The 22,890-nt window shown below is 73.2% G+C and carries 22 protein-coding genes and 1 pseudogene; 5 read left to right on the plus strand and 18 right to left on the minus strand.

Going from position 1 to position 22,890, the window contains the following annotated elements; genetic code table 11:
• Positions 1-4: 4 nt before the first annotated feature.
• The 3 genes and pseudogenes from BLW85_RS40915 to BLW85_RS15230 all read left to right on the plus strand — a co-directional run.
• Positions 5-763, plus strand: a pseudogene (locus BLW85_RS40915) (serine/threonine-protein kinase); the annotation flags it as partial.
• A 956-nt stretch (positions 764-1,719) separates the two neighbouring features.
• Positions 1,720-2,679 (plus strand): D-2-hydroxyacid dehydrogenase family protein, encoded by a 960-nt coding sequence (locus tag BLW85_RS15225; protein ID WP_074992329.1) that lies wholly within the window; start codon positions 1,720-1,722, stop codon positions 2,677-2,679.
• A 124-nt stretch (positions 2,680-2,803) separates the two neighbouring features.
• On the plus strand, positions 2,804-3,082 hold the full coding sequence (locus BLW85_RS15230) for a chaplin (protein WP_070027236.1): 279 nt from the start codon (positions 2,804-2,806) through the stop codon (positions 3,080-3,082).
• Between the two features lie 72 nt (positions 3,083-3,154).
• On the opposite strand, the gene BLW85_RS15235 is transcribed toward BLW85_RS15230, so the two are convergent.
• From BLW85_RS15235 to BLW85_RS15280, 10 genes are all read right to left on the minus strand, one after another.
• A complete protein-coding gene (locus BLW85_RS15235; RefSeq protein WP_070027238.1) occupies positions 3,155-4,021 on the minus strand; it encodes a tyrosinase family protein in 867 nt (288 codons plus the stop codon).
• The gene (locus BLW85_RS15240) at positions 4,005-4,517 is read right to left on the minus strand and encodes a tyrosinase family oxidase copper chaperone (protein ID WP_079172341.1); all 513 of its coding nucleotides are present in this window, start codon (positions 4,515-4,517) and stop codon (positions 4,005-4,007) included. The genes BLW85_RS15235 and BLW85_RS15240 overlap by 17 nt, the downstream gene beginning before the upstream one ends.
• Positions 4,518-4,666: 149 nt before the next feature.
• Positions 4,667-5,179 carry a hypothetical protein gene (locus BLW85_RS15245; protein WP_070027243.1) on the minus strand — a complete coding sequence of 171 codons (513 nt, stop codon included), beginning with the start codon at positions 5,177-5,179 and terminating at the stop codon, positions 4,667-4,669.
• 222 nt (positions 5,180-5,401) lie between these two features.
• Positions 5,402-5,890, minus strand: a complete 489-nt coding sequence (locus BLW85_RS15250; protein WP_070027245.1) for a DUF5949 family protein — start codon at positions 5,888-5,890, stop codon at positions 5,402-5,404.
• A gap of 155 nt (positions 5,891-6,045) precedes the next feature.
• Positions 6,046-6,336 (minus strand): hypothetical protein, encoded by a 291-nt coding sequence (locus BLW85_RS15255; RefSeq protein WP_074992331.1) that lies wholly within the window; start codon positions 6,334-6,336, stop codon positions 6,046-6,048.
• A 138-nt stretch (positions 6,337-6,474) separates the two neighbouring features.
• The gene (locus BLW85_RS39400; protein ID WP_074992332.1) at positions 6,475-7,302 is read right to left on the minus strand and encodes a hypothetical protein; all 828 of its coding nucleotides are present in this window, start codon (positions 7,300-7,302) and stop codon (positions 6,475-6,477) included.
• 220 nt (positions 7,303-7,522) lie between these two features.
• Positions 7,523-7,762, minus strand: coding sequence for a chaplin (locus BLW85_RS15265; protein ID WP_070027464.1), 240 nt, complete (start codon positions 7,760-7,762; stop codon positions 7,523-7,525).
• Between the two features lie 172 nt (positions 7,763-7,934).
• A complete protein-coding gene (locus BLW85_RS15270) occupies positions 7,935-8,756 on the minus strand; it encodes a chaplin (protein ID WP_074992333.1) in 822 nt (273 codons plus the stop codon).
• A gap of 121 nt (positions 8,757-8,877) precedes the next feature.
• Positions 8,878-9,129, minus strand: a complete 252-nt coding sequence (locus tag BLW85_RS15275) for a chaplin (protein WP_239697767.1) — start codon at positions 9,127-9,129, stop codon at positions 8,878-8,880.
• Positions 9,130-9,389: 260 nt separating this feature from the next.
• Positions 9,390-9,800 (minus strand): rodlin, encoded by a 411-nt coding sequence (locus BLW85_RS15280; protein ID WP_070027461.1) that lies wholly within the window; start codon positions 9,798-9,800, stop codon positions 9,390-9,392.
• Between the two features lie 280 nt (positions 9,801-10,080).
• On the opposite strand from BLW85_RS15280, the gene BLW85_RS15285 reads away from it, so the two are divergent.
• Positions 10,081-10,491 (plus strand): rodlin, encoded by a 411-nt coding sequence (locus BLW85_RS15285; RefSeq protein WP_070027460.1) that lies wholly within the window; start codon positions 10,081-10,083, stop codon positions 10,489-10,491.
• A gap of 202 nt (positions 10,492-10,693) precedes the next feature.
• Positions 10,694-11,101: a rodlin gene (locus tag BLW85_RS15290; protein ID WP_070027459.1), complete on the plus strand. Its 408-nt coding sequence runs from the start codon at positions 10,694-10,696 to the stop codon at positions 11,099-11,101.
• Between the two features lie 69 nt (positions 11,102-11,170).
• Here BLW85_RS15290 and BLW85_RS15295 read toward each other — a convergent pair whose 3' ends face one another.
• From BLW85_RS15295 to iolC, 8 genes are all read right to left on the minus strand, one after another.
• Entirely contained in the window at positions 11,171-12,022 is an 852-nt protein-coding gene (locus BLW85_RS15295; RefSeq protein WP_070027458.1) for an ABC transporter permease, read from the minus strand.
• Positions 12,019-14,673 (minus strand): CocE/NonD family hydrolase, encoded by a 2,655-nt coding sequence (locus BLW85_RS15300; protein ID WP_074992334.1) that lies wholly within the window; start codon positions 14,671-14,673, stop codon positions 12,019-12,021. The genes BLW85_RS15295 and BLW85_RS15300 overlap by 4 nt, the downstream gene beginning before the upstream one ends.
• Positions 14,674-14,848: 175 nt before the next feature.
• Positions 14,849-16,249 carry an APC family permease gene (locus tag BLW85_RS15305; RefSeq protein WP_074992335.1) on the minus strand — a complete coding sequence of 467 codons (1,401 nt, stop codon included), beginning with the start codon at positions 16,247-16,249 and terminating at the stop codon, positions 14,849-14,851.
• 395 nt (positions 16,250-16,644) lie between these two features.
• Positions 16,645-18,147, minus strand: a complete 1,503-nt coding sequence (gene mmsA / locus BLW85_RS15310) for a CoA-acylating methylmalonate-semialdehyde dehydrogenase (RefSeq protein ID WP_070027455.1) — start codon at positions 18,145-18,147, stop codon at positions 16,645-16,647.
• Positions 18,148-18,164: 17 nt separating this feature from the next.
• Positions 18,165-20,033: a 3D-(3,5/4)-trihydroxycyclohexane-1,2-dione acylhydrolase (decyclizing) gene (iolD, locus tag BLW85_RS15315; protein WP_074992336.1), complete on the minus strand. Its 1,869-nt coding sequence runs from the start codon at positions 20,031-20,033 to the stop codon at positions 18,165-18,167.
• A complete protein-coding gene (gene iolB, locus BLW85_RS15320) occupies positions 20,030-20,851 on the minus strand; it encodes a 5-deoxy-glucuronate isomerase (RefSeq protein ID WP_074992337.1) in 822 nt (273 codons plus the stop codon). Before iolB ends, iolD begins: the two co-directional genes overlap by 4 nt.
• Positions 20,852-20,858: 7 nt before the next feature.
• Complete coding sequence (locus BLW85_RS15325; RefSeq protein WP_074992338.1) at positions 20,859-21,773, minus strand: Cgl0159 family (beta/alpha)8-fold protein; 915 nt, start codon at positions 21,771-21,773, stop codon at positions 20,859-20,861.
• A complete protein-coding gene (iolC, locus tag BLW85_RS15330) occupies positions 21,770-22,720 on the minus strand; it encodes a 5-dehydro-2-deoxygluconokinase (RefSeq protein ID WP_074992339.1) in 951 nt (316 codons plus the stop codon). The genes BLW85_RS15325 and iolC overlap by 4 nt, the downstream gene beginning before the upstream one ends.
• Positions 22,721-22,890 lie beyond the last annotated feature (170 nt).

A 22,890-nucleotide genomic window follows, 5' to 3' on the forward strand; every position in this document is an offset into this window, starting at 1 on the left:
CGGCATGACACCGGGGGACAGGGTCGGCGGGCGCTTCGAGCTGATCGAGCGGCTCGGCAGCGGGGGGATGGGGACCGTATGGCGCGCCAGGGACACGCTGCTGGACCGTGAGGTGGCCCTCAAGGCGGTGCACCAGGACGCGGACGCCTCGCACACCGTACGGGAGCGGATCATGCGGGAGGCCAGGGCGCTGGCCCGGCTCAGCGACCCGCACGTGGTGACGGTGTACGAGGTCGTCGAGGCGGAGCCGCACCCGTGGATCGTGATGGAGCTCGTACCCGGCACCTCGCTCCAACAACGCATCGACGCGGGGCCGCTGACTCCGGCGGAGACGGCCCGCATCGGCCGCCAGATCCTCTCCGCCCTGCGCGCCGCGCACGCCGCCGGCATCCACCACCGGGACGTGAAACCGGCGAACATCCTGATCCGCCCCGACGGCACCGCCGCCCTCACCGACTTCGGCATCGCCGCCCTCCAGGGCACGACGGCACTGACCGCGACCGACCAGCTCGTCGGCACCCCGGAGTACATGGCTCCCGAACGCATCCGCGGCCGCGACGACGACCCGGCCTCCGACCTGTGGTCCCTCGGGCTGGTCCTGTACCTGTGCACGGAGGGGGCGAGCCCGCTGCGCCGCGCGACCACGCCCGCCACCCTGGCCGCGGTCCTCGAAGAGCCGGTCCCCCCGCCCGTACGGTCCGGGCCCCTGGCTCCCGTCCTGCGGTCCCTCCTCGTACGGGACCCGGCGGCCCGCCCCGACGCCGGGCAGCTGGACGCGATGCTCGCCCAGGTCGAGGCCGGCACCACACCCAGCTGGGCTCAGCCGACGCTGACGGCGGCCCGCACACCGGCCCCGGTGCTCCAGGCGACCCCCACGCAGCAGGACGTCCCCAAGCCCGGGACGTTGGCGCCGGCCCGCCGCCGTGCACCGGCGCTCCTCGCAGCGACGGCCGCCCTGGCCGTGATCACGGCGACCGCGCTGGTCCTGACCCTGCACACGGGCGGGGACGACGGAGCGGCCGCCGGTCCCGCCGTCGCCGCGACCACGCCCGCCTCGCCCACGTCCGCCCCTGACACGCGGCCGGCGAGCCCCGGTCCTGAGCACAGCCCGGACCCGGCGCCGAGCGCGTCCTCCTCCCCCGAACCGAGCGCGTCACAGCGGTCGTCGGCCCCGGCGGACGGCGGCCGCTGGATCGCGCAGCTGTACTCCGAGCCCGTCTCCTCGGGCGCCGCCGCCCGCGACCGGCGCCTCGAACGCATCCGCGCCTCCGTGCCCGAAGCGCTCTACCTGCGCAGCGACGACTACGCCTCGCTGCGCTCCGGCTACTGGGTGATCTACGCCCCTGGCCCCTTCCCCGACGGCCGCGCCGCGCTCGCCTACTGCGCCGAGCACGGCCGCACCACCGCGAACACCTGCATCGGCCGCTACCTGAGCACCAGCCACGCCGACTTCCCCCTCCAGTGCCGCCCCCCGACCTCCGGTCCGAAGGGCCGCTGCACACGCGGCAGTTAGGGTTTTTCGTTTGATCAGGCCGGATCAGGGAGCGGGGTCTGGTGCGCGCAGGCGCAAGGCGGGGGAGAGAGTCAACGCGATGGGGGCGCCCCCACGCGAGCGAAGCCGGGCGTGGGGGAGTTGGCGACCCTGTCGGGCACCCCCGGCAGGCATGATCGCGCCGTCCGCCATACTGCGGACCCGGAGGATCGAGAGGGGAGCCAAGCGTGCGGCTTCGTTGTGCGGTGCTGGACGACTTCCAGGGGGTGGCCGCCGAGTCGGCCGACTGGTCGGTGATCGAGGACGCGGTGGAGGTCGTCGCGCTGCGCCGGCACCTGGAGGGTGAGGACGCCCTCGCCGCGGCGCTCGCGGAGTACGACATCGTCGTCACCCTGCGCGAACGCGTCGCCTTCCCGGGTTCGCTGCTCGCCCGGCTGCCCCGGCTGAAGCTGATCGTGGCGACCGGGATGCGCAACACCGTGATCGACTACGCGGCCGCCGAGGCGCGGGGCGTCACCGTGTGCGGCACGCAGAGTTCCGGCACTCCGCCGGTGGAGCTGACCTGGGCGCTGCTGCTGGGCCTGGCCCGCGGGATCGTGCCGGAGAACACCGCGCTGCGCACCGGCGGCCCCTGGCAGTCCACGGTCGGCGCGGATCTGGACGGGGCCCGGCTGGGCGTGCTCGGGCTCGGCCGGATCGGCGGCCGGGTCGCCCGGGTGGGGCTCGCCTTCGGCATGCGGGTGAGCGCGTGGAGCCCGAGCCTGACCGAGGAGCGCGCCGCGGCGGCCGGGGTCGAAGCGGCGGCCTCGAAGGCGGAGTTGCTCGCCGGCAGCGACTTCGTCACCGTGCACGTGCCGGGCGGCGAGCGCACCCGGGGTCTGATCGGCGCGGCCGAACTCGCCCTGCTGAAGCCGACCGCCTACCTCGTCAACACCTCCCGCGCCTCCGTGGTGGACCAGGACGCGCTGCTGGCCGCGCTGTGCGAGGGCCGGATCGCGGGCGCCGGCGTCGACGTCTTCGACATCGAGCCGCTGCCCGCGGATCACCCGATGCGCACCGCGCCCCGGCTGCTCGCCACGCCCCACCTCGGCTACGTCTCCCGCGCCAACTACCGCACCTATTACACCCAGGCGGTGGAGGACATCCGGGCGTACCTGGCGGGCGCCCCGATACGCCGGCTGCCGTGAACGTGCCTGTTGAAAGAGTGATCCCCGGGTGATCACCGTGACCACCCCAGAGCCGCGGCGTTGAACGGGGAGTGCGGCGGCTGGTCCTGCCGTCGCGCTTCCCGAGCGACAGAAGGAGAACGTGATGTCTCGCATCGCGAAGGCAGCCGCCGTGGCCCTCGGCACCGGTGCCGTGGTGATCAGCGGAGCCGGTCTGGCCATGGCCGACGCGGGTGCCCAGGGCGCGGCCGTCGGCTCCCCCGGCGTGCTGTCGGGCAACGTCGTCCAGCTCCCGATCAACATCCCCGTGAACGTCTGCGGGAACACGATCGACGTGATCGGCCTGCTGAACCCGGCCTTCGGCAACACCTGCGTCAACCAGGGCGGCGGCTACGCCCAGCCCAACGGCGACTACGGCAACTGAGCCACGCCGTGACCAGCGAAGAGCCCCGGCACCTCCGAGCGCCGGGGCTCTTCGCGTGCGCCGCGCGGGCCGTCAGACGTACCGGTAGATCCGGCTCACGTCCTCCAGCTGGTCCGGGGTGTCGTCCCACGGCGGCAGCTTCTGGTGCCGGGCGACGACCCGGCCGCGCTGCGCGTCACCGGCACCGGGCGGCTCGGCCGGCAGATAGCGGTGGTTCTTGTGCGCCCGCTGCCAGCGCTCCCACAGCATGTCCAGGAAGGCGTGGTGTAGCCAGAACACCGGGTCGTTGACGGACGCGGCGCCGAGCATCGCCCCGCCCACCCAGCGGTGCACCCGGTTGTGGTTGTGCCAGGACGCGCTGCCGCTGCCGGTCCCCCAGCCCTCCAGTTTGTTGCGGAAGCCCCGGGTGACGGTCGAGTCCCAGGGGTGCACGTCGTACGCCGCGTCGTTCAGCGCCCAGTCCACGTCGCCCTGCGTGGGCAGTTGGAGGGGGGAGGCGGCGCGGCCCAGGTCCCGGGTGAGGTAGCGGCCGTCGGTGACGCCCTCCCGGATGGTCCAGTGACCCGCCGAGTAGGCGAACGGCCCGGTCGTGACCTGCTGGTCGGAGCGGCGCCCGTTGCCGCCGAGCAGATCGGCGGTCCAGGGCACGGAGGTCGCCGAGCGGTCCCGGGTCCAGTCCCAGTACGGCACGGTCACCGAGGAGTCGACGCGGCGCAGCGCCCCCTCCAGTTCCAGCAGGAACCGGCGGTGCCAGGGAAGGAAGGAGGGCGCCATGTGGGCGGTGCGCAGACCGGTCTCGCCGTCGGCGGCGTAGTACGCGATGTGGATGCGCACGAATTCGTCGTACTCCCCGCGCCGTTTGAGTTCCAGCAGGGCGTTGACGAACCGCCGCCGCTCGCTCGCGGTGAGGGAGCCGACGTTCTTACGCACGTACGCCATGCCGGTCCCCCCACTCCATGCCCAGGTGTTCCACCAGGTCCAGGACGCTGTCGGACCGGGCGTGGCCCAGTGGGCCGGGGGCCAGGTCGCGCAGCCGCTGGCCGGGACCGAGTTCGTCCACCGCGGCCCGGGCCGCCTCCTGCGGCGTCCGGTACGAGGTGTAGTGGTCGACCATGCTCAGCCAGGTGCCGTCGGCGCGCCGCATCAGGTGCAGCGGGCGGCCGTCGACGGTGATCCGCCAGTCGGCGTCGAAGCCGCTGCGGCCCTCCTCGGGCATCCGCACGCCCCGGATGTGCCGGCCCCGGTAGGTCTCGTCGAAGGAGTCGCCGCCGGGGCCCGCGACCGGGGGCACCGGCCGGGCGGCGGCGACGACCGGCGCGAGGGAGAGGACCGCGGCGCAGGACAGCAGTCCCCGCGCCACCCGCCTCCGTGTCGGCCCGGCCGTCGTATCCGCTCTGGCCCGCTCCCTCGCGCCCACCGCTTCGCCGTCGGTCATCGCACCCTCCTCGTCCGGGATCGGTTGTCGCACCCGGTAACCGGCCGGGGGCGGCCCCGGTCACCGGGATACGGCCGAACGCGCGGGCAAGGGAGCCGTGCGGGTCACCCGCGTACGGCCGAACGGCGCTGTCGGGGAGGCCGTGCGGGTTACCGGCCGGAGTCCGTGCCGAGGCCGGCGCCGGCGACGGTGCGCACCACGGGGGCGAGGAGGCCGGCCTCGGGGGCCTTGAGGCCGGGCAGGCCGAAGTTGTGCGGGTCGGGCTGGGTGAGGGGCGCGTCCAGGTCCAGCCCGGGGCCGAGGGTGTGCAGGCCGGAGGCGGGAGCGTCGACGTCGAGGTGGTCGAAGCCCTCGCCGAGCAGCCGCGGCAGCGGCGCGCGCAGGTCGGCGCCGGGCAGGGAGCCGCTGATCGGGACCTGGGGCAGGATGCCCTCGGGCAGCAGCCGGCCCGTGGTGTAGCGCGGGCCGTCGGGGGTGCCCGGGGTCAGCAGCGGCACGTCCAGGGAGGCCTCAGGCACCGGAGTGCCGAGGGACTGGGAGACGCCGCCCAGCGGCACCGGGACGGGGACCGAGCCGGCCGCGGCGGCGGGGGTGGCGGCCAGGGCGGCGGCCGCGGCGCCGGTGACGACGGCGGCAAGGGTTCCTCGGGTGGTCGGCTTCATCTCGGCTACGGTCCCTTCACGGATGCGGGAGTTGACGTCCGTACCGCGTAACTGGCGTTGCCGGAGGGGGAAAACGGCGTCGGCGCGCTTTTCCCCCGGCTGCCGTAATAGTCGGCTGGTCGTGCCGGGCCGCTCCGCGAGTCCCCTCGCCGGGCCGGCCCGGTGCGGCCACCGGGCGGCGGGGGCGTCCCCGAGTCGGCCGGGCGGCTCGGGTCGGCCGCGTCAGCGCAGGCTGGTGGCGGGCAGTACGACGTGGGCGGCGGCGTTCAGGGTCTCCTGGGCGCCGGCGAACGCGGCCAGCGCGGCGGGCGACACGATGGTGCCGGGGGCGCCCTCGGGCCAGGCTCGGGTGGTGAAGACGAGGTAGGCGTAGCCGCGGGCGCGGACGGCGGCGAGCCATTCCGGCGGCGCGGGGGCCTGGGCGATCAGCCGCGGCATCCGCACGACCGCCTGCCCGGCCTCCACCAGCAGGCTGATGGGCAGGCTGGGCCGGTACGTGCCGTCGACCAGGTCGCCGCCGACCGGCAGCCCGTTGCTCACCAGCAGGTGCTCGACCGCGGCGGCGGTGGTGTCCGGGCCGCCCGGCGCGTCCCCGAGGGAGTAGGCCAGCAGATAGGGCATGTCGGTGCCGTCGGGGGCCGCGCCGCTCCAGGGCAGCACGACGAGCGTGCCGAGGTCGGCGGGGTGTGGTGCGGTGGGGGTTGAGGTCACCGCGCGACCTTATCGACGGGCCCGGGGGCGGTCCGGCGGCTTCTCACCCGTCCGGACCAGTGGTCCGGGGGGCTCCACACGATCGAGGGAAGGGGCCTCGAACGGGTCGGGGCCGGTGCCGCGGATGCGGTACCGGCCCCGGGGCGCGAGGGGTGTCAGCTCTGCAGGGGCAGGCCGCCGAGCAGCGGGTTGTGCTGGTTCAGCGCGGTGGTGGCGCCCTTGACGGTGTGCAGCAGGGAGTCCTTGTTCTCGGTGTCGAGCGCGTCCGACTGGTGCTGGATCGGCATCACGTCGCGCAGGGTGATGGGGCCCTTGGCGAGCTGGTTGACGGCACCGTTGAGGCTGGTGGGCGTCAGGTCGGAGGCGTTGTAGGCGAACGCGGGCGCGCTGACGCCGGCGAGGGCCACGGAACCGGCAACGACGACGGCAGCCTTCAGGGACTTCATCATGTTCCTCTCTTCGGGCGGCTCGACGCCGCCCAGGGGATGTCCGACGCCGTGCCTAACGACCGCCGCGCCGGGCCGAAACCCCGTGGCCCGGAAGACATATGAACATGCCCCGGTCCGCGCCCGGCCCTCGGACGCTCACCCGGTCGCGGGCAGGCTCGGCAGCGCGGGCAGGCTCGGCAGCGCGCTCGGCGTGGCGGCCGGGGTGGGGGTCGCGACGGGGGTCGCGACGGGGGTCGCGGTGGGGGTCGGGTTGAGGGACGCGAGCAGCAGGTCAACGAGGTTCTTGGCGTTGGAGACCACCTGGTCGACCTGGGAGACGACCGCGTTGACCAGGGCGTCCACCGCGGCGAGCACATCGCCGAGGAGATCGCGGGCGGCGGGCACGGCCCGCGTCGCGCCGTGCTTGGCGGCGGAGGTGGCCGGCTTGGGCATCGCCGACTGCGACTCGGAGCCCGAGGGGACGACGGCGGGCGCGGAGGGCGTGGCGGGCTGCGCGGGTACGGCGGAGGCCGTCGAGGTGGCGGCGGGGGCGGTGGGCGTGGTCGCGGGGGTCGACGGCGCCGCGGGAGCCGTCGGGGTGGCGGGAGTCGACGGCAGGGCGGGGGCCGTGGGTTCGGCCGCGGCCGTCGGCGTGGCGAGTGTTCCGGCCGCCGCCGCCCGTTCGAGTGCCTTCTTCGCCTCGTCGCCCAGCCGCCTGGCCTCGGCCGCCGGCAGTCTGCCCTCGGTCAGCGACCGGTCGAGCAGGGTGACGACCTGCTTGGGCACGGAGCCGTTGCGGTCCATGGCCCTGACCTGGGCGAGCAGTTTCGCGGCGCCGGGCAGGGAGGTCTGGGAGGCCCCGGTGTCGGCACGGTCTCCCGTCGAGTCGGCGGAGACGGCGACGGCGACCGGGCCGGTGACGGCGGCCAGGACGGCGGCACCGACGACGGTGGTGGCGAGGCGCCGCGTGGGCAGAGCACGCATGGGGATTCCTTTCGGACGGGTTCGGGGATCCGAAGCCACCGTCGGTTCGCCGCCCGCGCCCCGCAACCGCTCGCTACGCCACCTGCCCCGTCCGGGCCGCCCGCTGCCCCGTCCGCCGTAACGGACGTGCCGGACCCCGTGCCCCCGGACACGGCGAACCGGCCGCCCACCCCACGACGGATGCGGGGGTGGACGGCCGGTCGGGGGACTGCGGCGGACGTCAGCCGTTGGCGCAGGTGTTGCCGAACGCCGGGTTCAGCAGGCCGATGACGTCGATGGTGTTGCCGCAGAGGTTGATCGGCACGTGGATCGGGACCTGGATGACATTGCCCGACGCGACGCCCGGCGAGTTGGCGGCGACGCCGTTGGCGCCCGCGTCGGCGGCGGCGACACCGGCGGTGCCGGCGACGGCCGCGACGGCGGCAGAGGTCAGGACCAGACCCTTCGCGATACGCGACATGGAAAGGTGCTCCTTGGGATCGACACAAACATCCGGGCGGACACCCGGCGTTGTGTCAACGCGCCCCGTCCGCGCGGGTTGTGCCGCCAAAGGAGTGATCCTCCTTTGACTGACGGCCCGTCATCACACGGGAGGACCCCCGCACGGGCGCGCGCGGGGGTCCTGCCGGGCGTCACCGGCGGGCGGTGTTCCGGCCTCGGCGGTACAGCACCGCGCCGGCCGCGATCAGCGCGGCGCTGGCGGCCGAAGTCGCGATCATGGCGCGGGCGTTGCCACCGGTGTGCGGCAGCGAGGGGTGGCCCGGGGGCGGGGTGGTCGGCGGGGTGGTCTCGGGCGGCGGCGTGGTCTCACCACCGCCGTACGGGGGCGGAGTCGTCTCGTTGCCGTACGACGGCGGCGGAGTCGTCTCGTTCCCGTAGGAGGGCGGTGGGGTCGTCTCGTTGCCGTACGAGGGCGTCGGGGTGGTCTCGTTGCCGTACGAGGGCGGCGGAGTCGTCTCGTTCCCGTAGGAAGGCGGTGGAGTCGTCTCGTTGCCGTACGACGGCGGCGGGGTGGTCTCGTTGCCGTACGACGGCGGCGGAGTCGTCTCGTGTCCGTACGACGACGGCGCGGTCGTCTCGGAACTCCCGTAGGACGGCGGCGTCGTGTCGTGTCCGTACGACGACGGCGCGGTGGTCTCGGAGCTGCCGTAGCCGCTCGTGTCGTCGTCGCCGTAACCGGTGGGCGGGGTCGAATGGTGCTGGTGACCGCCGACGTTGGCACAGAAGTTGCCGAACGCGGGGTTCAGCGCCGCGGCCACGTCCACGGAGTTGCCGCAGACGTTCACCGGGATGTGCACCGGGACCTGGACGCTGTTGCCGGACAGCACGCCCGGCGAGCCCTGGGCGACGCTCTGCCCGCCGGAGTCGGCGAGCGCGGCACTGCCGTACAACGACAGCACGCCGGTCGCGGCCGCGGCGGCCACGACCATGCCCTTGCTGAGGGTCTGTCGCAATCTCGTGGTCTTCCTGCTCGAAGTGGGGGAAGGCGAAGGCCGGCCCCGGGACGCGGGATCGAGGGATCGACGGTCCGAGGCCGGCCGGGACGCAGCCGGGTGGGCTGGTGGGGGGCGAACGTCAGTGGTTGACGCAGGCGTTGCCGAAGGCGGGGTTCAGCACGCCGATGACGTCGATGCTGTTGCCGCACACGTTGATCGGCACGTGGACCGGGATCTGGACCACGTTGCCGGAGAGCACACCCGGGGAGCCGGCGGCGACCCCGTTGGCACCGGAGTCGGCGAAGGCGGGGGCGGCCGCGCCCAGCGCCAGGATGGCGCCGGCGACGACAGCAGCGCTCTTCTTCATGAGTTTTCCCTTCTCTGCGGTCATGCCCCTATTGCGGTCGAAACCGAGCGAGCACAGCTGGAACGGCTCGCACCATGACCGGCAGGTTGTAAAACGAGGGATAGACAGCCGGAGAAACTCTGGAACGCGCGTCGCCCCCTAATTCACTCGAACGCCCTCAGGGAATTGACACCTTGGCGGACACGCGGATAACCGCTTCTTCGAGAAGGATGACGAAAACCGCCCGGGCGCCGGCGCGGGAGGGACCCGCGCGACACCCGGACGGCATTCGGACCGCGGCCGGTTCAGCTGTTGGTGGCGCCGTTGCCCGCGAGGACGGAGATGTCGTCCAGGATGTGCGACAGGGGCTCGTCGTCCTTGGCCTCGGTCGAGTTCTCGGCGCACTGCTGGTTCTGCGGCGACGACAGCACGGGGATGTCCTGGACGCCGACGTTGATGGCGGCGAGGACCGACTGGACGTCCGCCTTGGCCGGGACGCCCACGCACAGCTCGTTGAGCGAGCCGCCGACCAGGGTGGCCTGCGGGCTCAGGTTGCCGTGGGTCGTGGCGTTGCCGAAGCTCTCGTGGGCTCCGGTGCCGCTGTACGACGTGGTACCGGTGTCGTTGCCGATGGCAAGCGCCTGGGGGGCCGCCGCCGCCGACACACCGATGAAGGACGCGGCGACCGCCGCCGCGGCCATTGCCTTCTTCAGCATTTCGCTTTCCTTTCCTGGCTCCTCGCAAGGACGCACGTTCCTGCCCTCGCATCAACCGAGCCGACGCCATTTGGTTGCGGGGCGTCACCCGATCGGATCGCACGGCGGCGGCGGAACGACGAAACCGGTGGAATTCCCCGATCGGCACCCGATCGGCATTCGGCAGGCGCGGCGGGGGCCCGTGTGGGCCGAAGGAGTGAATCGGTGCAACCCGTCGGCGCGACGGGCCGTTGAACCAGGTCGCTCCGGTGACGGGGTGTCTTCAGAAGGGAAAGATCACGTGATCAAGAAGGTTCTGGCCGTAGCCGGGGTCGCCGCCTCCATCGTCGGCGCCTCCGCCGCCGCCGCGTCGCCGGCGCTGGCCATCGGCAACGACACGGGCACCACGTCGTACAGCGGCACCAACGCCACGCAGACGTACGGCAACTCGGCCACCTACGGCAACATGAGCCCGCAGATGGCGCTCATCCAGGGCTCGTTCAACAAGCCCTGCATCGGCCTGCCGGCGAAGGCGGACCTCCAGTCGCTGGTCGGCCTGGCCAACATCGGCGTGGAGGACATCCCGATCCTGTCTTCGCCGCAGAACCAGCAGTGCACGGAGAACTCCACGGAGGCGAAGGGCGACGAGGCCCTGTCGCACATCCTGGACGACATCTCCGTCCTCGCGGGCAACGGCGCCAACGGCAGCTGAGCACCCCTCTCCACGGCGGCGGGTCACCGGTGCTCCGGTGACCCGCCGTCGCGCCGTCCGGGGAAACGATCCCCCGGGACGTTCATGCATTCATCGCACCACACTGCTCCGATCGGGGCAAACGCCGCAACCACGGCTCCGCTGGGCCAGTTGACGGTCACGCAGCTCCTCCCCGGAGTCCGCCTTTCGAAAGGGAACGAACATGAAGAAGCTGTGGGCAACCGCGGCCGTCGCCGCCTCCGTGGCCGGTATCGCCGGTGCGGCGGCTCCCCAGGCCCTCGCCATCGGTAACGACCACGGCACCACGTCATACAGCGGCACCAACGCCACGTCGTCCTTCGGCAACTCGAGCACGTCCGGCAGCATGAGCCCGCAGCTCTCGCTGGTCGAGGGTTCGCTGAACAAGCCCTGCGTCGGCCTGCCGGCGAAGGTCGACGCGCAGTCGCTGATCGGCCTGCTCAACATCGGCGTCCAGGACATCCCGATCCTGTCCTCGCCGCAGTACCAGGAGTGCACGGAGAACTCGACCGAGGCGAAGGGCGACGAGCCGCTCTCGCACATCCTGGACGACATCTCGGCCCTGTCGGGCAACGGCGCCACCGGCAGCTGAGCGGTCCTCCCCCCGCGGCGGCGGGTCACCGGTTCCCCGGTGGCCCGCCGTTTCGGCGTCCGGCCACGGCTAGGAGACGACGTCCTTGCGGGCGAAGCCCCGGAAGGCCAGGGCGAACAGCACGAGGGCGCAGGTGAGCGAGAGGGAGGCGCCCTGGAGCATGCCGGACCACTCGGCGTGCGGCTGGATGGCGTCGGCCCAGGCGAACTGCCAGTGCGCGGGCAGGAAGTCGCGCCAGTGGCCGAGGGCGGTGACGGCGTCCAGCACATTGCCCACGATGGTCAGGCCGACCGCGCCGCCGACCGCGCCGAGCGGGGCGTCCGTCCTGGTCGACAGCCAGAACGCCAGGGCGGCGGTGACCAGCTGGGACACGAAGACGTAGGCCACCGCCACCGCGAGCCGCTGCACGGCCGTGCCGGTGTCCAGCTCGCCGCCGGTGGGTATCCGCAGCGGCCCCCAGCCGTAGGCGACGGTGCCGACCGCGAGCGCGACGACGGGCAGCAGCACCATCGCGGCGAGGCTCAGCCCGAGCGCCACGACCAGCTTGGACCACAGCAGCCGGGCCCGGGGCACGGGCGCGGCCAGCAGATAGCGCAGGGAGGACCAGTTGGCCTCCGAGGCCACGGTGTCCCCGCAGAACAGGGCGACCGGCACGACCAGCAGGAAGCCCGCCGTGACGAACAGGTTCACCGCGGCGAAGTTCGCCCCGGACGCGGTGGCCGTGTCCATCAGGGTGACCTGGCCGTCGCGCCCCGAGGGGTGGCCGACGGCGAAGGCGATCACCAGCACGAACGGCAGCACGGCGAGGAGCGCGCCCATGACCAGGGTGCGGCGCCGCTTGAGCTGGCGGACCAGCTCCACCCGCAGGGGCAGGGTGTGCCGGGTGCGGTACCCGGAGGCCACCTCGGTGAGCGTGCTCATGCGGAACCTCCGATCAGGGTGAGGAAGGCGTCCTCCAGGCGGCGGTGCGGGCCGACCGAGGCGACCGGCACCGACAGCCGCACCAGCTCCGCGACCAGCCGCTCGGCGGTGCCGCCGGGTTCGAGGCGGACCAGCAGTCCGTCGTCGGTGCGCACGGCGGAGGCCACGGTGTCCAGGGCGGCCACCTTCTCCACCACGGGCTCGTCCACGGGCGTGGCGGTGCCGACCAGCAGGGTGTCGCCGGAGCCGATGATCTCCCGCACCGGACCGGCCTGGACGAGCCGGCCGCGGTCCATCACCACCAGGTGGGTGCAGGACTGCTCGACCTCGGAGAGGAGGTGGCTGGAGACGATCACGGTGCGCCCGCCGGCCGCGTACCGGATCATCACCTCGCGCATCTCCCGGATCTGCGGCGGGTCGAGACCGTTGGTGGGCTCGTCCAGGATCAGCAGGTCGGGCAGGCCGAGCATGGCCTGGGCGATGGCCAGCCGCTGGCGCATGCCCTGGGAGTAGGTGCGCACGGCGCGGGCGAGCGCGTCGCCGAGTCCGGCGATCTCCAGGGCCTCGTCCAGGTGGGCGTCCTGTTCCGGGCGGCCGGTGGCCCGCCAGTACAGCTCCAGGTTCTCCCGGCCGGACAGGTGCGGCAGGAAGCCCGCGCCCTCCACGAAGGCGCCGACCCGGGACAGCACCTTGGCGCCGGGGCGGACGGCGTGCCCGAAGACGCGGATCTCGCCGTCGTCCGGGGTGATCAGGCCCATCAGCATGCGCAGGGTGGTGGTCTTGCCCGCGCCGTTGGGTCCGAGCAGGCCGAGCACCTGGCCGCGCTCGACGCGGAAGGACAGCTCGCGCACCGCGTACCGGTCGGCGGACCCGGCGTAGCGCTTGCTGAGGCCCTCGATGACCAGGGGGACCTCGGCCAGTTCCGGGTCGGGGGCGGGGGCGGTCGTCCGGCGGCGGCCGGTCAGCAGCAGGGCGGCGGCGATCGCGGCGCCGGTCAGGGGCAGCCACCACACCCAGGAGGGCAGCGGGGCAGCGGCGGTGGTGACGGCGGGTGCCGTCGGGACGCTGAGCGCGCTCTTGAGGGAGACCGTGTAGGTGGCCGGGGCGGCCGGGGAGGCGTAGCCGAGGTCGGTGGCGGCGAGGACCAGGCGGAGCCGGTGGCCCTTGCGCACCTCGTGGTCGATCGCCGGGAGGGTGACGGTGACGTCCTTGCCGGCCTTGGCCCCGGTCACCCGGAAGGGGGCGACGAGCTGGGCGGGCAGCACCTGCTGCCCGCCGTCGGGGCCGACGTCGTAGACCTTACCGAACAGCACGGCGTCGTCGCCGGTCGAGCGGAGGTGGATGCGGGCGGTCGGGGTGCCGGTGATCTGGAGGTCGCGGGTCAGTGGCGCGGAGTCGAAGCGGGCGTACTGGCCGGGGAAGTCGAGGGAGACGCCGAGGCCGAGCGAGGACAGCCGGCCGAGGCCGGCCGAGCCGCCGAGTCCGGGCACCGCGGAGACGGCGGGCGGGCTCCCTCCGGCCGGGTTTTCCACGCGCTGCTCGCCGCCGGTCAGGGGCACGGCGTGCCGGTCGGCGCGCAGGCCCGGGTAGGCGTTCGCGCTCGCGCCGCGCAGCTGGGCGGTGCCGTCGGTGGAGTTGACGCCGCCGGTGCGGGTGGTCCGGAAGGCGGGTCCGGTGTCGGCGCCCTTGTCGCCCTTCAGGTACCGGTCGAACCAGGAGCGCACCCGGCCCTGTACGCGGCCGGTCTCCAGGTCGCCGCCGTCGTGTCCGCCCGCGATCCAGTCGACGTCGACGGGGGCGCCGTTGGCCTTGACGGCCCGTGCGGCGGCGTCGGCCTGGCCGAGCGGGAAGAGGGAGTCGGTCTGGCCCTGCACCAGCAGGGTGGGCACCTTGATGCGGGAGCCGACGGCGGACGGCGAGCGCTGTTCCAGGAGCGTGCGGGCGGCGGTGTCCGGGGTGCCGGACTCGGCGACCCGGTCGTACATCCGGCACAGGTCGGTCTCGAAGCGGGCGCAGCCGCCGCCCTCGCCGAAGAAGACCCCGGCCCACAGCTTCTTGAACACGCCGCCGGGGAACAGGGCGTCGGCGAGGTTCCAGTAGGTGACGGCCGGGGCGATGGCGTCCACCCGGTGGTCGTACCCGGCGGCGAGCAGGGAGACCGCGCCGCCGTAGGAGCCGCCGGCCATGCCCACGCGGGGGTCGCCGGGCTTGTCGAGGCGCACCTGGGGCTGCTCGGCCAGCCAGTCGATGAGCCGGGAGACGTCGGCGACCTCGTGCCTGGGGTCGTTCAGGCCGATCTTGCCGGTCGATCTGCCGAAGCCGCGCGCGGACCAGGTCAGCACCGCGTACCCGTCGCGGGCGAGGTCCTCGGCCTGGCCGCGCATGTCGTCCTTGCTGCCGCCGAAGCCGTGCGCCAGCAGCACGGCGGGCCGCCGGCCGCCGCCGCCCGCGGTGAAGTACGAGGTGTCCAGCCGCACTCCGCCCGGCATGGTCATCATCCGGTCGCTGCGGTGCACCGGGGTCTCGCCGCCGAAGGCGGTGGCGGCGGTCCAGGTTCCGGCGGCCGCGAGCACCACGACGGCGGCCGCGGCGGCCACCAGCCGCCGCGGCCCCTCGATCAGCCCTCGCCACGCGGGGACACGAAGATCCATGGCTCAACGGTACGGTCCGCCCCGGGCGTCCGCCCGGCCCCCTGGGCTGATCCCGGGCCCCTCCCGGGGGAGTACGGCCCGCCGCCGGGTACTTCGTCCGCGGTAGCCGCCCGGGCACGGCCCGGCCCCCGGTACCGAAGGTGAGGGGGGTACCGGGGGCCGGGCGCTGCGGGGGTCAGGCTTCCTCGGTGTCCTCGGGGATGGAGACCAGCCAGCGGGTGTCCTGGCGGGGGCGGAGGTAGAAGGCCCAGTAGAGGGTGGCGACGACGGTGATGCCGCCGGTCCAGATCAGGTAGGAGACCTCCTGCTCGACCAGGATGTAGAGCAGGATCGCGATCAGCAGGACCGGCATGGCCGGCCACAGCGGCATCCGCCAGGCCTTGCGGGCGCCGTGTCCGCCGCGCCGGGCGAGCAGGGCGGCGACGGCGACCAGGAGGTAGAGGGCGGTGACGGCGACGCCGGTGACGCCGTAGAGCGTGTCCAGGTTGACGAAGCAGAGGAAGGCGCCGGGGACGCCCACGACGAGGGTGGCGACCCAGGGGGAGCCGAACCGGCCCAGCTTGGCGAGGGCGTTGTTGACCGGGGAGGGCCAGGCCTTGTCGCGGGCGGAGGCGAACAGGACGCGGGAGTTCTGGATGACCATCACGATGCCCGCGTTGATGATGGCGAGGGCCACGCAGAGGCTGACGAAGGTGCCGACCGCCGAGTTGCTCCAGGCGATGACCATGCTGCTGATGTTGCCCGCGGTCAGGGACTTGAGGTCGCCTGCGCCGAGGGTGATCGCCGTGACGGGCACCAGGATGACGACGCTGGAGATGGCGAGGGTGGCGAGGACGGTGCGGGCGACGTTGCGGCGCGGGTCCTCCAGCTCCTCGGAGAGGTAGACGGCGGTGGAGAAGCCCTGGGTGGCGAAGAGCGCGATGGCGAGCCCGGACAGGACCATCATCGCGGTGACGGGGTTGACGTGCGCGTTCTCGCCGGCGATCTGGAAGGAGGTGAGGGCGCCGGCCCCGCGGTGCGCGTGGGCGAAGCCGAGCAGGGCGACGACGCCGGCCGCGACGACCTCAAGGACCAGGAAGATGCCGGTGATCCAGGCGTTGGCGCGCAGGTCCAGCAGGCCCGCGAGGGTGGCCGCGATCATCACGCCGGCGCCGGTCCAGGACGGGTCGAGGTGGATGACCGGGGCGAGGTAGTCGGCGGTGCCCATCGCGATGACCGGGGGGACGATCATCACGACGAGCAGCGACATCACGAAGGCGAGCCAGCCGGCCAGCCGTCCGGCCAGGGTGGACACCATGGCGTACTCGCCGCCCGCGCTGGGGACCAGGGTGCCCAGCTCGGAGTAGCAGAAGGCGACCGGGATGCACAGCAGCGCGCCGATGGCGAGACAGAGCGCCGTCGCCGTGCCCAGGCTGGAGAACAGGTCGGGCACGATGACGAAGAGCGTGGAGGCGGGTGTGACGCACGAGAGGGTGAGCAGGGTGCCGCCGACCACGCCGATGGATCGCTTGAGCTTCTGCGGGCTGTTCGTGGCCTCGGGGAGGCTCGTCTCGACAGGGCGGAGCGTGTCGGTCATGCGGCGGAATCCGATCGACTCGTGCGAGTGAGGGTTGGGGGGTCCGGGAGCGCTATCGCCTCCGGCGGATCGTCGTCGTACGTTCGTCTCGTCCGCTCCCGGCGACCATAGGGAACCCCGACGAAAACCACCACGTCAATGGCTGTTTGCCTTCGGAATCCGCACCCTGAGTGACCCTTACTCGGCATCAGATTCGCAGGCAACAAGGCCCTATTGGTGCATCCACCAAGCCTGTATGTGCTCTGACCTTGCTTTCCAAGGTCATTTGCAGTTAACCCCTTCGTCACCCGTTTCATCCTCATGAACGGGAACCGCAGCGAACGTGTCAAAAAAATGTCAGGCCGTCCGGTATCCGGACGGCCTGACGGGGCTGCGACGAGGGCGTGCGCGTACGCTCAGTGGTTGCGCGGGAACCCGAGGTCGACGCCCGCGGGGGCGTCCGCCGGGTCGGGCCAGCGGGTGGTGACGACCTTGCCGCGGGTGTAGAAGTGCGTGCCGTCGTTGCCGTAGATGTGGTGGTCGCCGAAGAGCGAGTCCTTCCAGCCGCCGAAGGAGTGGTAGCCCACCGGCACCGGGATCGGCACGTTGACGCCGACCATGCCGGCCTCGATCTCCAGCTGGAAGCGGCGGGCGGCGCCGCCGTCCCGGGTGAAGATCGCGGTGCCGTTGCCGAACGGCGAGGCGTTCATCAGCGCCACGCCCTCCTCGTAGGTGTCCACGCGCAGCACGCACAGCACCGGGCCGAAGATCTCGTCCTGGTAGGCCTTGGCGGTCGTGGGCACCTTGTCCAGCAGCGAGATGCCGATCCAGTGACCGTCCTCGTAGCCCTCCACGGTGTAGCCGGTGCCGTCGAGGACCACCTCGGCGCCCTCGGCGGCCGCGTTCGCGACGTAGGAGGCGACCTTGTCGCGGTGGGCGGCGGTGATCAGCGGGCCCATCTCGGAGGACGGGTCGTTGCCCGGACCGATCTTGATCTTCTCGGCGCGCTCGCGGATCTTCGCCACCAGCTCGTCGCCGATGGAGCCGACCGCGACCAGGGCCGAGACGGCCATGCAGCGCTCGCCCGCGGAGCCGTAGGCGGCGGAGACGGCCGCGTCGGCCGCCGCGTCCAGGTCGGCGTCCGGCAGCACCAGCATGTGGTTCTTGGCGCCGCCCAGGGCCTGTACGCGCTTGCCGTTGGCGGAGGCGGTGGCGTGGATGTACCGGGCGATCGGGGTGGAGCCGACGAAGGAGACGGCCCGCACGTCCGGGTGCTCCAGGAGGCGGTCCACGGCCACCTTGTCGCCGTGCACCACGTTGAACACGCCGTCCGGGAGCCCGGCCTCGGCCAGCAGCTCGGCGAGGCGGATCGAGGCCGACGGGTCCTTCTCGCTCGGCTTGAGCACGAAGGTGTTGCCGGTCGCGATGGCGATCGGGAACATCCACATCGGGACCATCGCCGGGAAGTTGAACGGCGTGATGCCCGCGACGACGCCCAGCGGCTGGCGGATCGAGGCCACGTCCACGCGGCTGGCGACCTCGGTGGACAGCTCGCCCTTGAGCTGCACGTTGATGCCGCAGGCCAGGTCCACGATCTCCAGGCCGCGGGCGACCTCGCCGAGCGCGTCGGAGTGCACCTTGCCGTGCTCGGCGGTGATCAGCTCCGCGATCTCGTCCCGGTGCGCGTCCAGCAGCGCCCGGAACTTGAAGAGGATCGTGGTGCGCTGCGCGAGGGAGGACGTGCCCCAGGTCGCGAAGGCGTCCTTCGCGGCGGCGACCGCCGCGTCCACCTCCTCGGCCGTGGCGAACGCGACCTTCGTGGTCACCGCGCCGGTCGCCGGGTCGGTGACCGGCCCGTACGTGCCCGACGCGCCTTCGACGGTCTTCCCGCCGATCCAGTGGTTGACGATCTTCGTCATGCCGACAGACTCCTTACTCACAGATGGCGGCGTCGGGTCGAGACGTGCCGTTCGTACTGCTCACGTGCCCTGACCGCGGCCGACCGGGTCGCGGTCGCGGCCACGGGAACATCCCACCAGGCCTGCGCCTCGGGCGCGCCCGACACAGTGTCGGACGTTTTGGTCTCGACGTAGACACATGTGGGAGTGTCGGCGGCGCGCGCCTCGGCGAGCGCCGTGCGCAGCTCCCCCGCCGTCCGGGCCCGCAGCACCCGCATGCCGAGGCTCGCCGCGTTGGCGGCGAGATCGACCGGCAGCGGGGCGCCCGTGTAGGCGCCGTCCCCGGCGCGGAACCGGTACGCGGTGCCGAACCGCTCGCCGCCCACCGACGCCGAGAGGCCGCCGATGGACGCGTACCCGTGGTTCTGCACCAGCAGCACCTTGATCGCGACTCCCTCCTGTACGGCGGTCACCAGCTCGGTCGGCATCATCAGATAGGTGCCGTCGCCGACCAGCGCCCACACGTTCCGCCCGGGGGCCGCCAGCTTCACGCCGAGGGCGGCCGGGATCTCGTAGCCCATGCAGGAGTAGCCGTACTCCAGGTGGTACTGGTCGTGCGACCGCGCCCGCCACAGCTTGTGCAGGTCCCCGGGGAGCGATCCGGCCGCGTTGATCACGATGTCCGACTCGTCCACCACGGCGTCGAGCGCGCCGATGACCTGCGTCTGGGTCGGCGGGTCGGCCGGGTCCGCCGCGAAACAGGCGTCGACGATCCGCTCCCAGCGCTCCTTGCCCGCCGTGTACTCCGCCACGTACGCGGCGTCGGCCCGGTACGCGGACAGCGCCGCGGTCAGCTGCTCCAGGGCGCCGCGGGCGTCCGCCACCAGGGGCAGCGCGGCCAGCTTGTGGGCGTCGTGGGGGGCGATGTTGAGGCTCAGGAAGCGGACGTCCGGGTGGGCGAAGAGGGTGCCGGAGGCGGTGGTGAAGTCGGTGAAGCGGGTGCCGACGCCGATCACCAGGTCCGCGGTGCGCGCCAGTTCGTCGGCGGTCGCGGTGCCGGTGTGGCCGATCCCGCCGACGTCCTGCGGATGGTCGTACCGCAGCGAGCCCTTGCCGGCCTGGGTGGAGGCCACCGGGATGCCGGTCGCCGAGGCGAACGCGGCGAGGGCCGCCTCGGCGCGGCTGTGGTGGACGCCGCCGCCCGCCACGAGCAGGGGCCGGCGCGCCGCGCGGACCGCCTCGGCCGCGCGGGCCAGTTCGGCCGGGTCCGCGCCCGGCCGCCGTACGGTCCACACCCGCTCGGCGAAGAACTCCTCGGGCCAGTCGTACGCCTCCGCCTGCACGTCCTGGGGCAGGGCGAGGGTGACGGCGCCGGTCTCCAGCGGGTCGGTGAGCACCCGCGCGGCCTGGAGCGCGGCCGGGATCAGGGCCTCCGGGCGGGTGATCCGGTCGAAGTAGCGGGAGACCGGACGCAGCGCGTCGTTGACCGAGACGTCGCCCGCGTACGGCACCTCCAGCTGCTGGAGCACCGGGTCGGCGGGGCGGGTGGCGAAGACGTCGCCGGGGAGCAGCAGGACGGGGAGGTGGTTGACGGTGGCGAGGGCGGCGCCGGTGACCAGGTTGGTGGCGCCGGGCCCGATGGAGGTGGTCACGGCGTGGGTGGACAGGCGGCCCGACTGGCGGGCGTAGCCGACGGCCGCGTGCACCATGGACTGCTCGTTGCGGCCCTGGTGGAAGGGCATCACGTCCGCGTACTCGACCAGCGCCTGGCCGATGCCCGCGACGTTGCCGTGGCCGAAGATGCCCCAGGTGGCGCCGATCAGCCGCCGCCGCTCGCCGTCGCGTTCGGTGTGCTGGGCGGCGAGGAAGCGGACGAGCGCCTGGGCGACGGTGAGCCGGATCGTCATCGGTAGCCCCCGGTGGTCTCGGTGTGGTCGGGGTGGAACCGGATGCGCCACTCCCGTGTCTCGCCGGGCCCGGCCATGACGTTCAGGTAGTACATGGCGTGCCCCGGCTGGGCGATGGAGGGGCCGTGCCAGCCGTCGGGGACGAGCACCACGTCGCCGGAGCGGACCTCGGCGAGGACGTCGGCGCCGCCCGCTCGGGAGGGGAACACCCGCTGGTAGCCGAGGCCGCCCCCCTCGATCTCGAAGTAGTAGATCTCCTCCAGCTCGCACTCCTCGCCGGGCCGGTGCTCGTCGTGCTTGTGCGGCGGGTACGAGGACCAGTTGCCGCCGGGGGTGAGCACCTCGACGGCGATCAGCCGGTCGCACGCGAAGGTGTCGGCGGCGGCGAAGTTGCGCACCTGGCGGGCGCAGCCGCCGCTGCCGCGGTGTTCGACGGGGACCTCCGGCGCGGGGCCGTAGCGGGCGGGGAGTCGTCGCTCGCACTTCGCTCCTGCCAGGGCGAAGCGGCCTCCCGCGCCGGAGGCGATCTGGACCCGGGCGTCCCGGGGCGCGTACGCGAAGTCGGTGGTCCCCGCGAACACGCTCTCCCGGCCCAGGAGTTGGAACTCGTTTTCCTCGATTCGAACGGTACATCCGCCTTCCAGCGGAAGCACGATGTACTCACTGTCCCCGGTGATGAACGTATGGCCACCACCCGGGGGCAGTTCGACGACGCGCAGTGCGCCGTACGTCCACCCGGCCCGCCGCGGGCCGATGTCGACGGCGTACTCGGCGCTCGCGGCGGTGCCCCGCGGCAGATGCAGGTCGGTGCTGGTCATACGGCCCTCACAGCAGTCCTACGGCGGTGTCCACGGCGGCGGCCACATCGCCGTCCGCCGGGTACAGCAGCGAGCGGCCGGCCACCAGGCCGCGCACGGTGGGCAGTCGGAGCGCGCCGCGCCACTTCTCGTAGGCGGCGAGCCGTCCTTCGGGCGAGTCGCCTATGTCGCCGCCGAGCAGCACGGCGGGCAGCGTGGACGTCGCCATGACCTCGGCCATGTCGTCGGGGTCCGCGGTGACCGGCACCTTCAGCCAGGTGTAGGCCGAACTGCCCCCCAGCCCGGAGGCGATGGCGATGGAGCGGGTGACCGCCTCGGCGGAGAGGTCGTTGACGAGCCGGCCCTCGGGGGTGCGGCGGCAGATGAACGGCTCGACGAAGACCGGGAGCGCGCGTTCCGCCATGGCGTCGACGGCGCGGGCGGCGGACTCCAGGGTGGTCAGCGAGCCGGGGTCGGTGTAGTCGAGGCGCAGCAGCAGCTTGCCCGCGTCGAAGCCGAGGCGGGCGATGTCCTCGGGGCGGTGCCCGGTGAACCGGTCGTCCAGTTCGAAGCTGGCCCCTTGCAGCCCGCCCCGGTTCATCGAGCCCATGACGACCTTGCCGTCCAGGGCGCCGAGCAGCAGCAGGTCGTCCAGGATGTCGGCGGTGGCGAGCACACCGTCGACACCGGGCCGGGACAGTGCGAGGCACAGGCGCTCCAGCAGGTCGGCGCGGTTGGCCATGGCGAGCCCCCGCCCCCCGACGCCGAGCGCGCCCCGGGCGGGGTGGTCGGCGGCGACGATCATCAAGCGGCCGTTCTCGTTCAGCAGCGGGCGCCTCACCCGGCGGGCGGCGGCCTCGGCGACGGCCTCGGGGTGCCGGGTGCGCAGGCGGACCAACTCGCCGACGTCCACGTGCGGTTGCCGCGGAGTACCGGCTCTCATCGCACCGCTCCCGCGGCCAGCGCGGCGGCCACCTCGTCGGGGGTGGGCATCGCGGAGGAGCACTCCAGGCGGGAGGCGACGATGGCGCCGGCCGCGTTGGCGTGCCGCATGGTGGTCTCCAGGTCCCAGCCGGCCAGCAGCCCGTGGCACAGGGAGCCGCCGAACGCGTCCCCGGCGCCGAGGCCGTTGAGCACGGTGACGGGCAGCGGCGGCACCTCGGCGCACTCGCCGCGCGCGCTGACCGCGAGGACGCCCTTGGGTCCCTGTTTCACCACCGCGAGTTCGACCCCCGCGGCCAGCAACGCCCGTGCGGCGGCGTGCGGTTCGCGCTCCCCGGTGGCGATCTCCACCTCGTCCAGGTTGCCGACGGCGACGGTGGTGTGGCGCAGGGCCTCGGCGTAGAAGGGGCGGGCCGCGTCCGGGTCGTTCCAGAACATCGGCCGCCAGTCGAGGTCGAAGACGGTGGTGCCGGCCCTGCCCCGGTGCGCGAGGGCGGCGAGGGTGGCCGTGCGGCTGGGTTCCTCGCTGAGCCCGGTGCCGGTCACCCAGAAGATCCGGGCCGCGCGGACGGCGTCCAGGTCCAGCTCGTGGGTGTGGATCTCCAGGTCGGGGGCCTTGGGGCGGCGGTAGAAGTAGAGCGGGAAGTCGTCCGGCGGGAAGATCTCGCAGAAGGTCACCGGGGTGGGCAGTCCGGCCACCGGGGTGACCCAGTGGTCGGCGACGCCGAAGCCGCGCAGCGCCTCGTGCGCGAAGGTGCCGAAGGGGTCGTCGCCGGTGCGGCTGATCACGGCGGCGGTGCGGCCGAGCCGGGCCGCGGCGACCGCCACGTTCGTCGCCGACCCGCCGAGGAACTTGCCGAAGGTGGTCACCCGGGCGAGCGGGACGCCGGCCTGGAGCGGATAGAGGTCCACCCCGATCCGCCCCATGGTGATCAGGTCGTACGCCATCGACTCCCCTTCGTCACGGGCCTCCCCGGCTTTGTAGTCCTGCCCACCGAGCCCTGTCAATGTTTTGTCCGGACATTCGGACGATGCGGTGAACGGCGCGTCCGGGGCCGGTCGCGCACCCTTGCCCGGCCCGGTGCCCCTCCATGCGCGCGCTCGCTGTCGGCTTTGTG

The sequence above is a fragment of the Streptomyces misionensis genome (genome assembly GCF_900104815.1).
Taxonomy (GTDB): domain Bacteria; phylum Actinomycetota; class Actinomycetes; order Streptomycetales; family Streptomycetaceae; genus Streptomyces; species Streptomyces misionensis.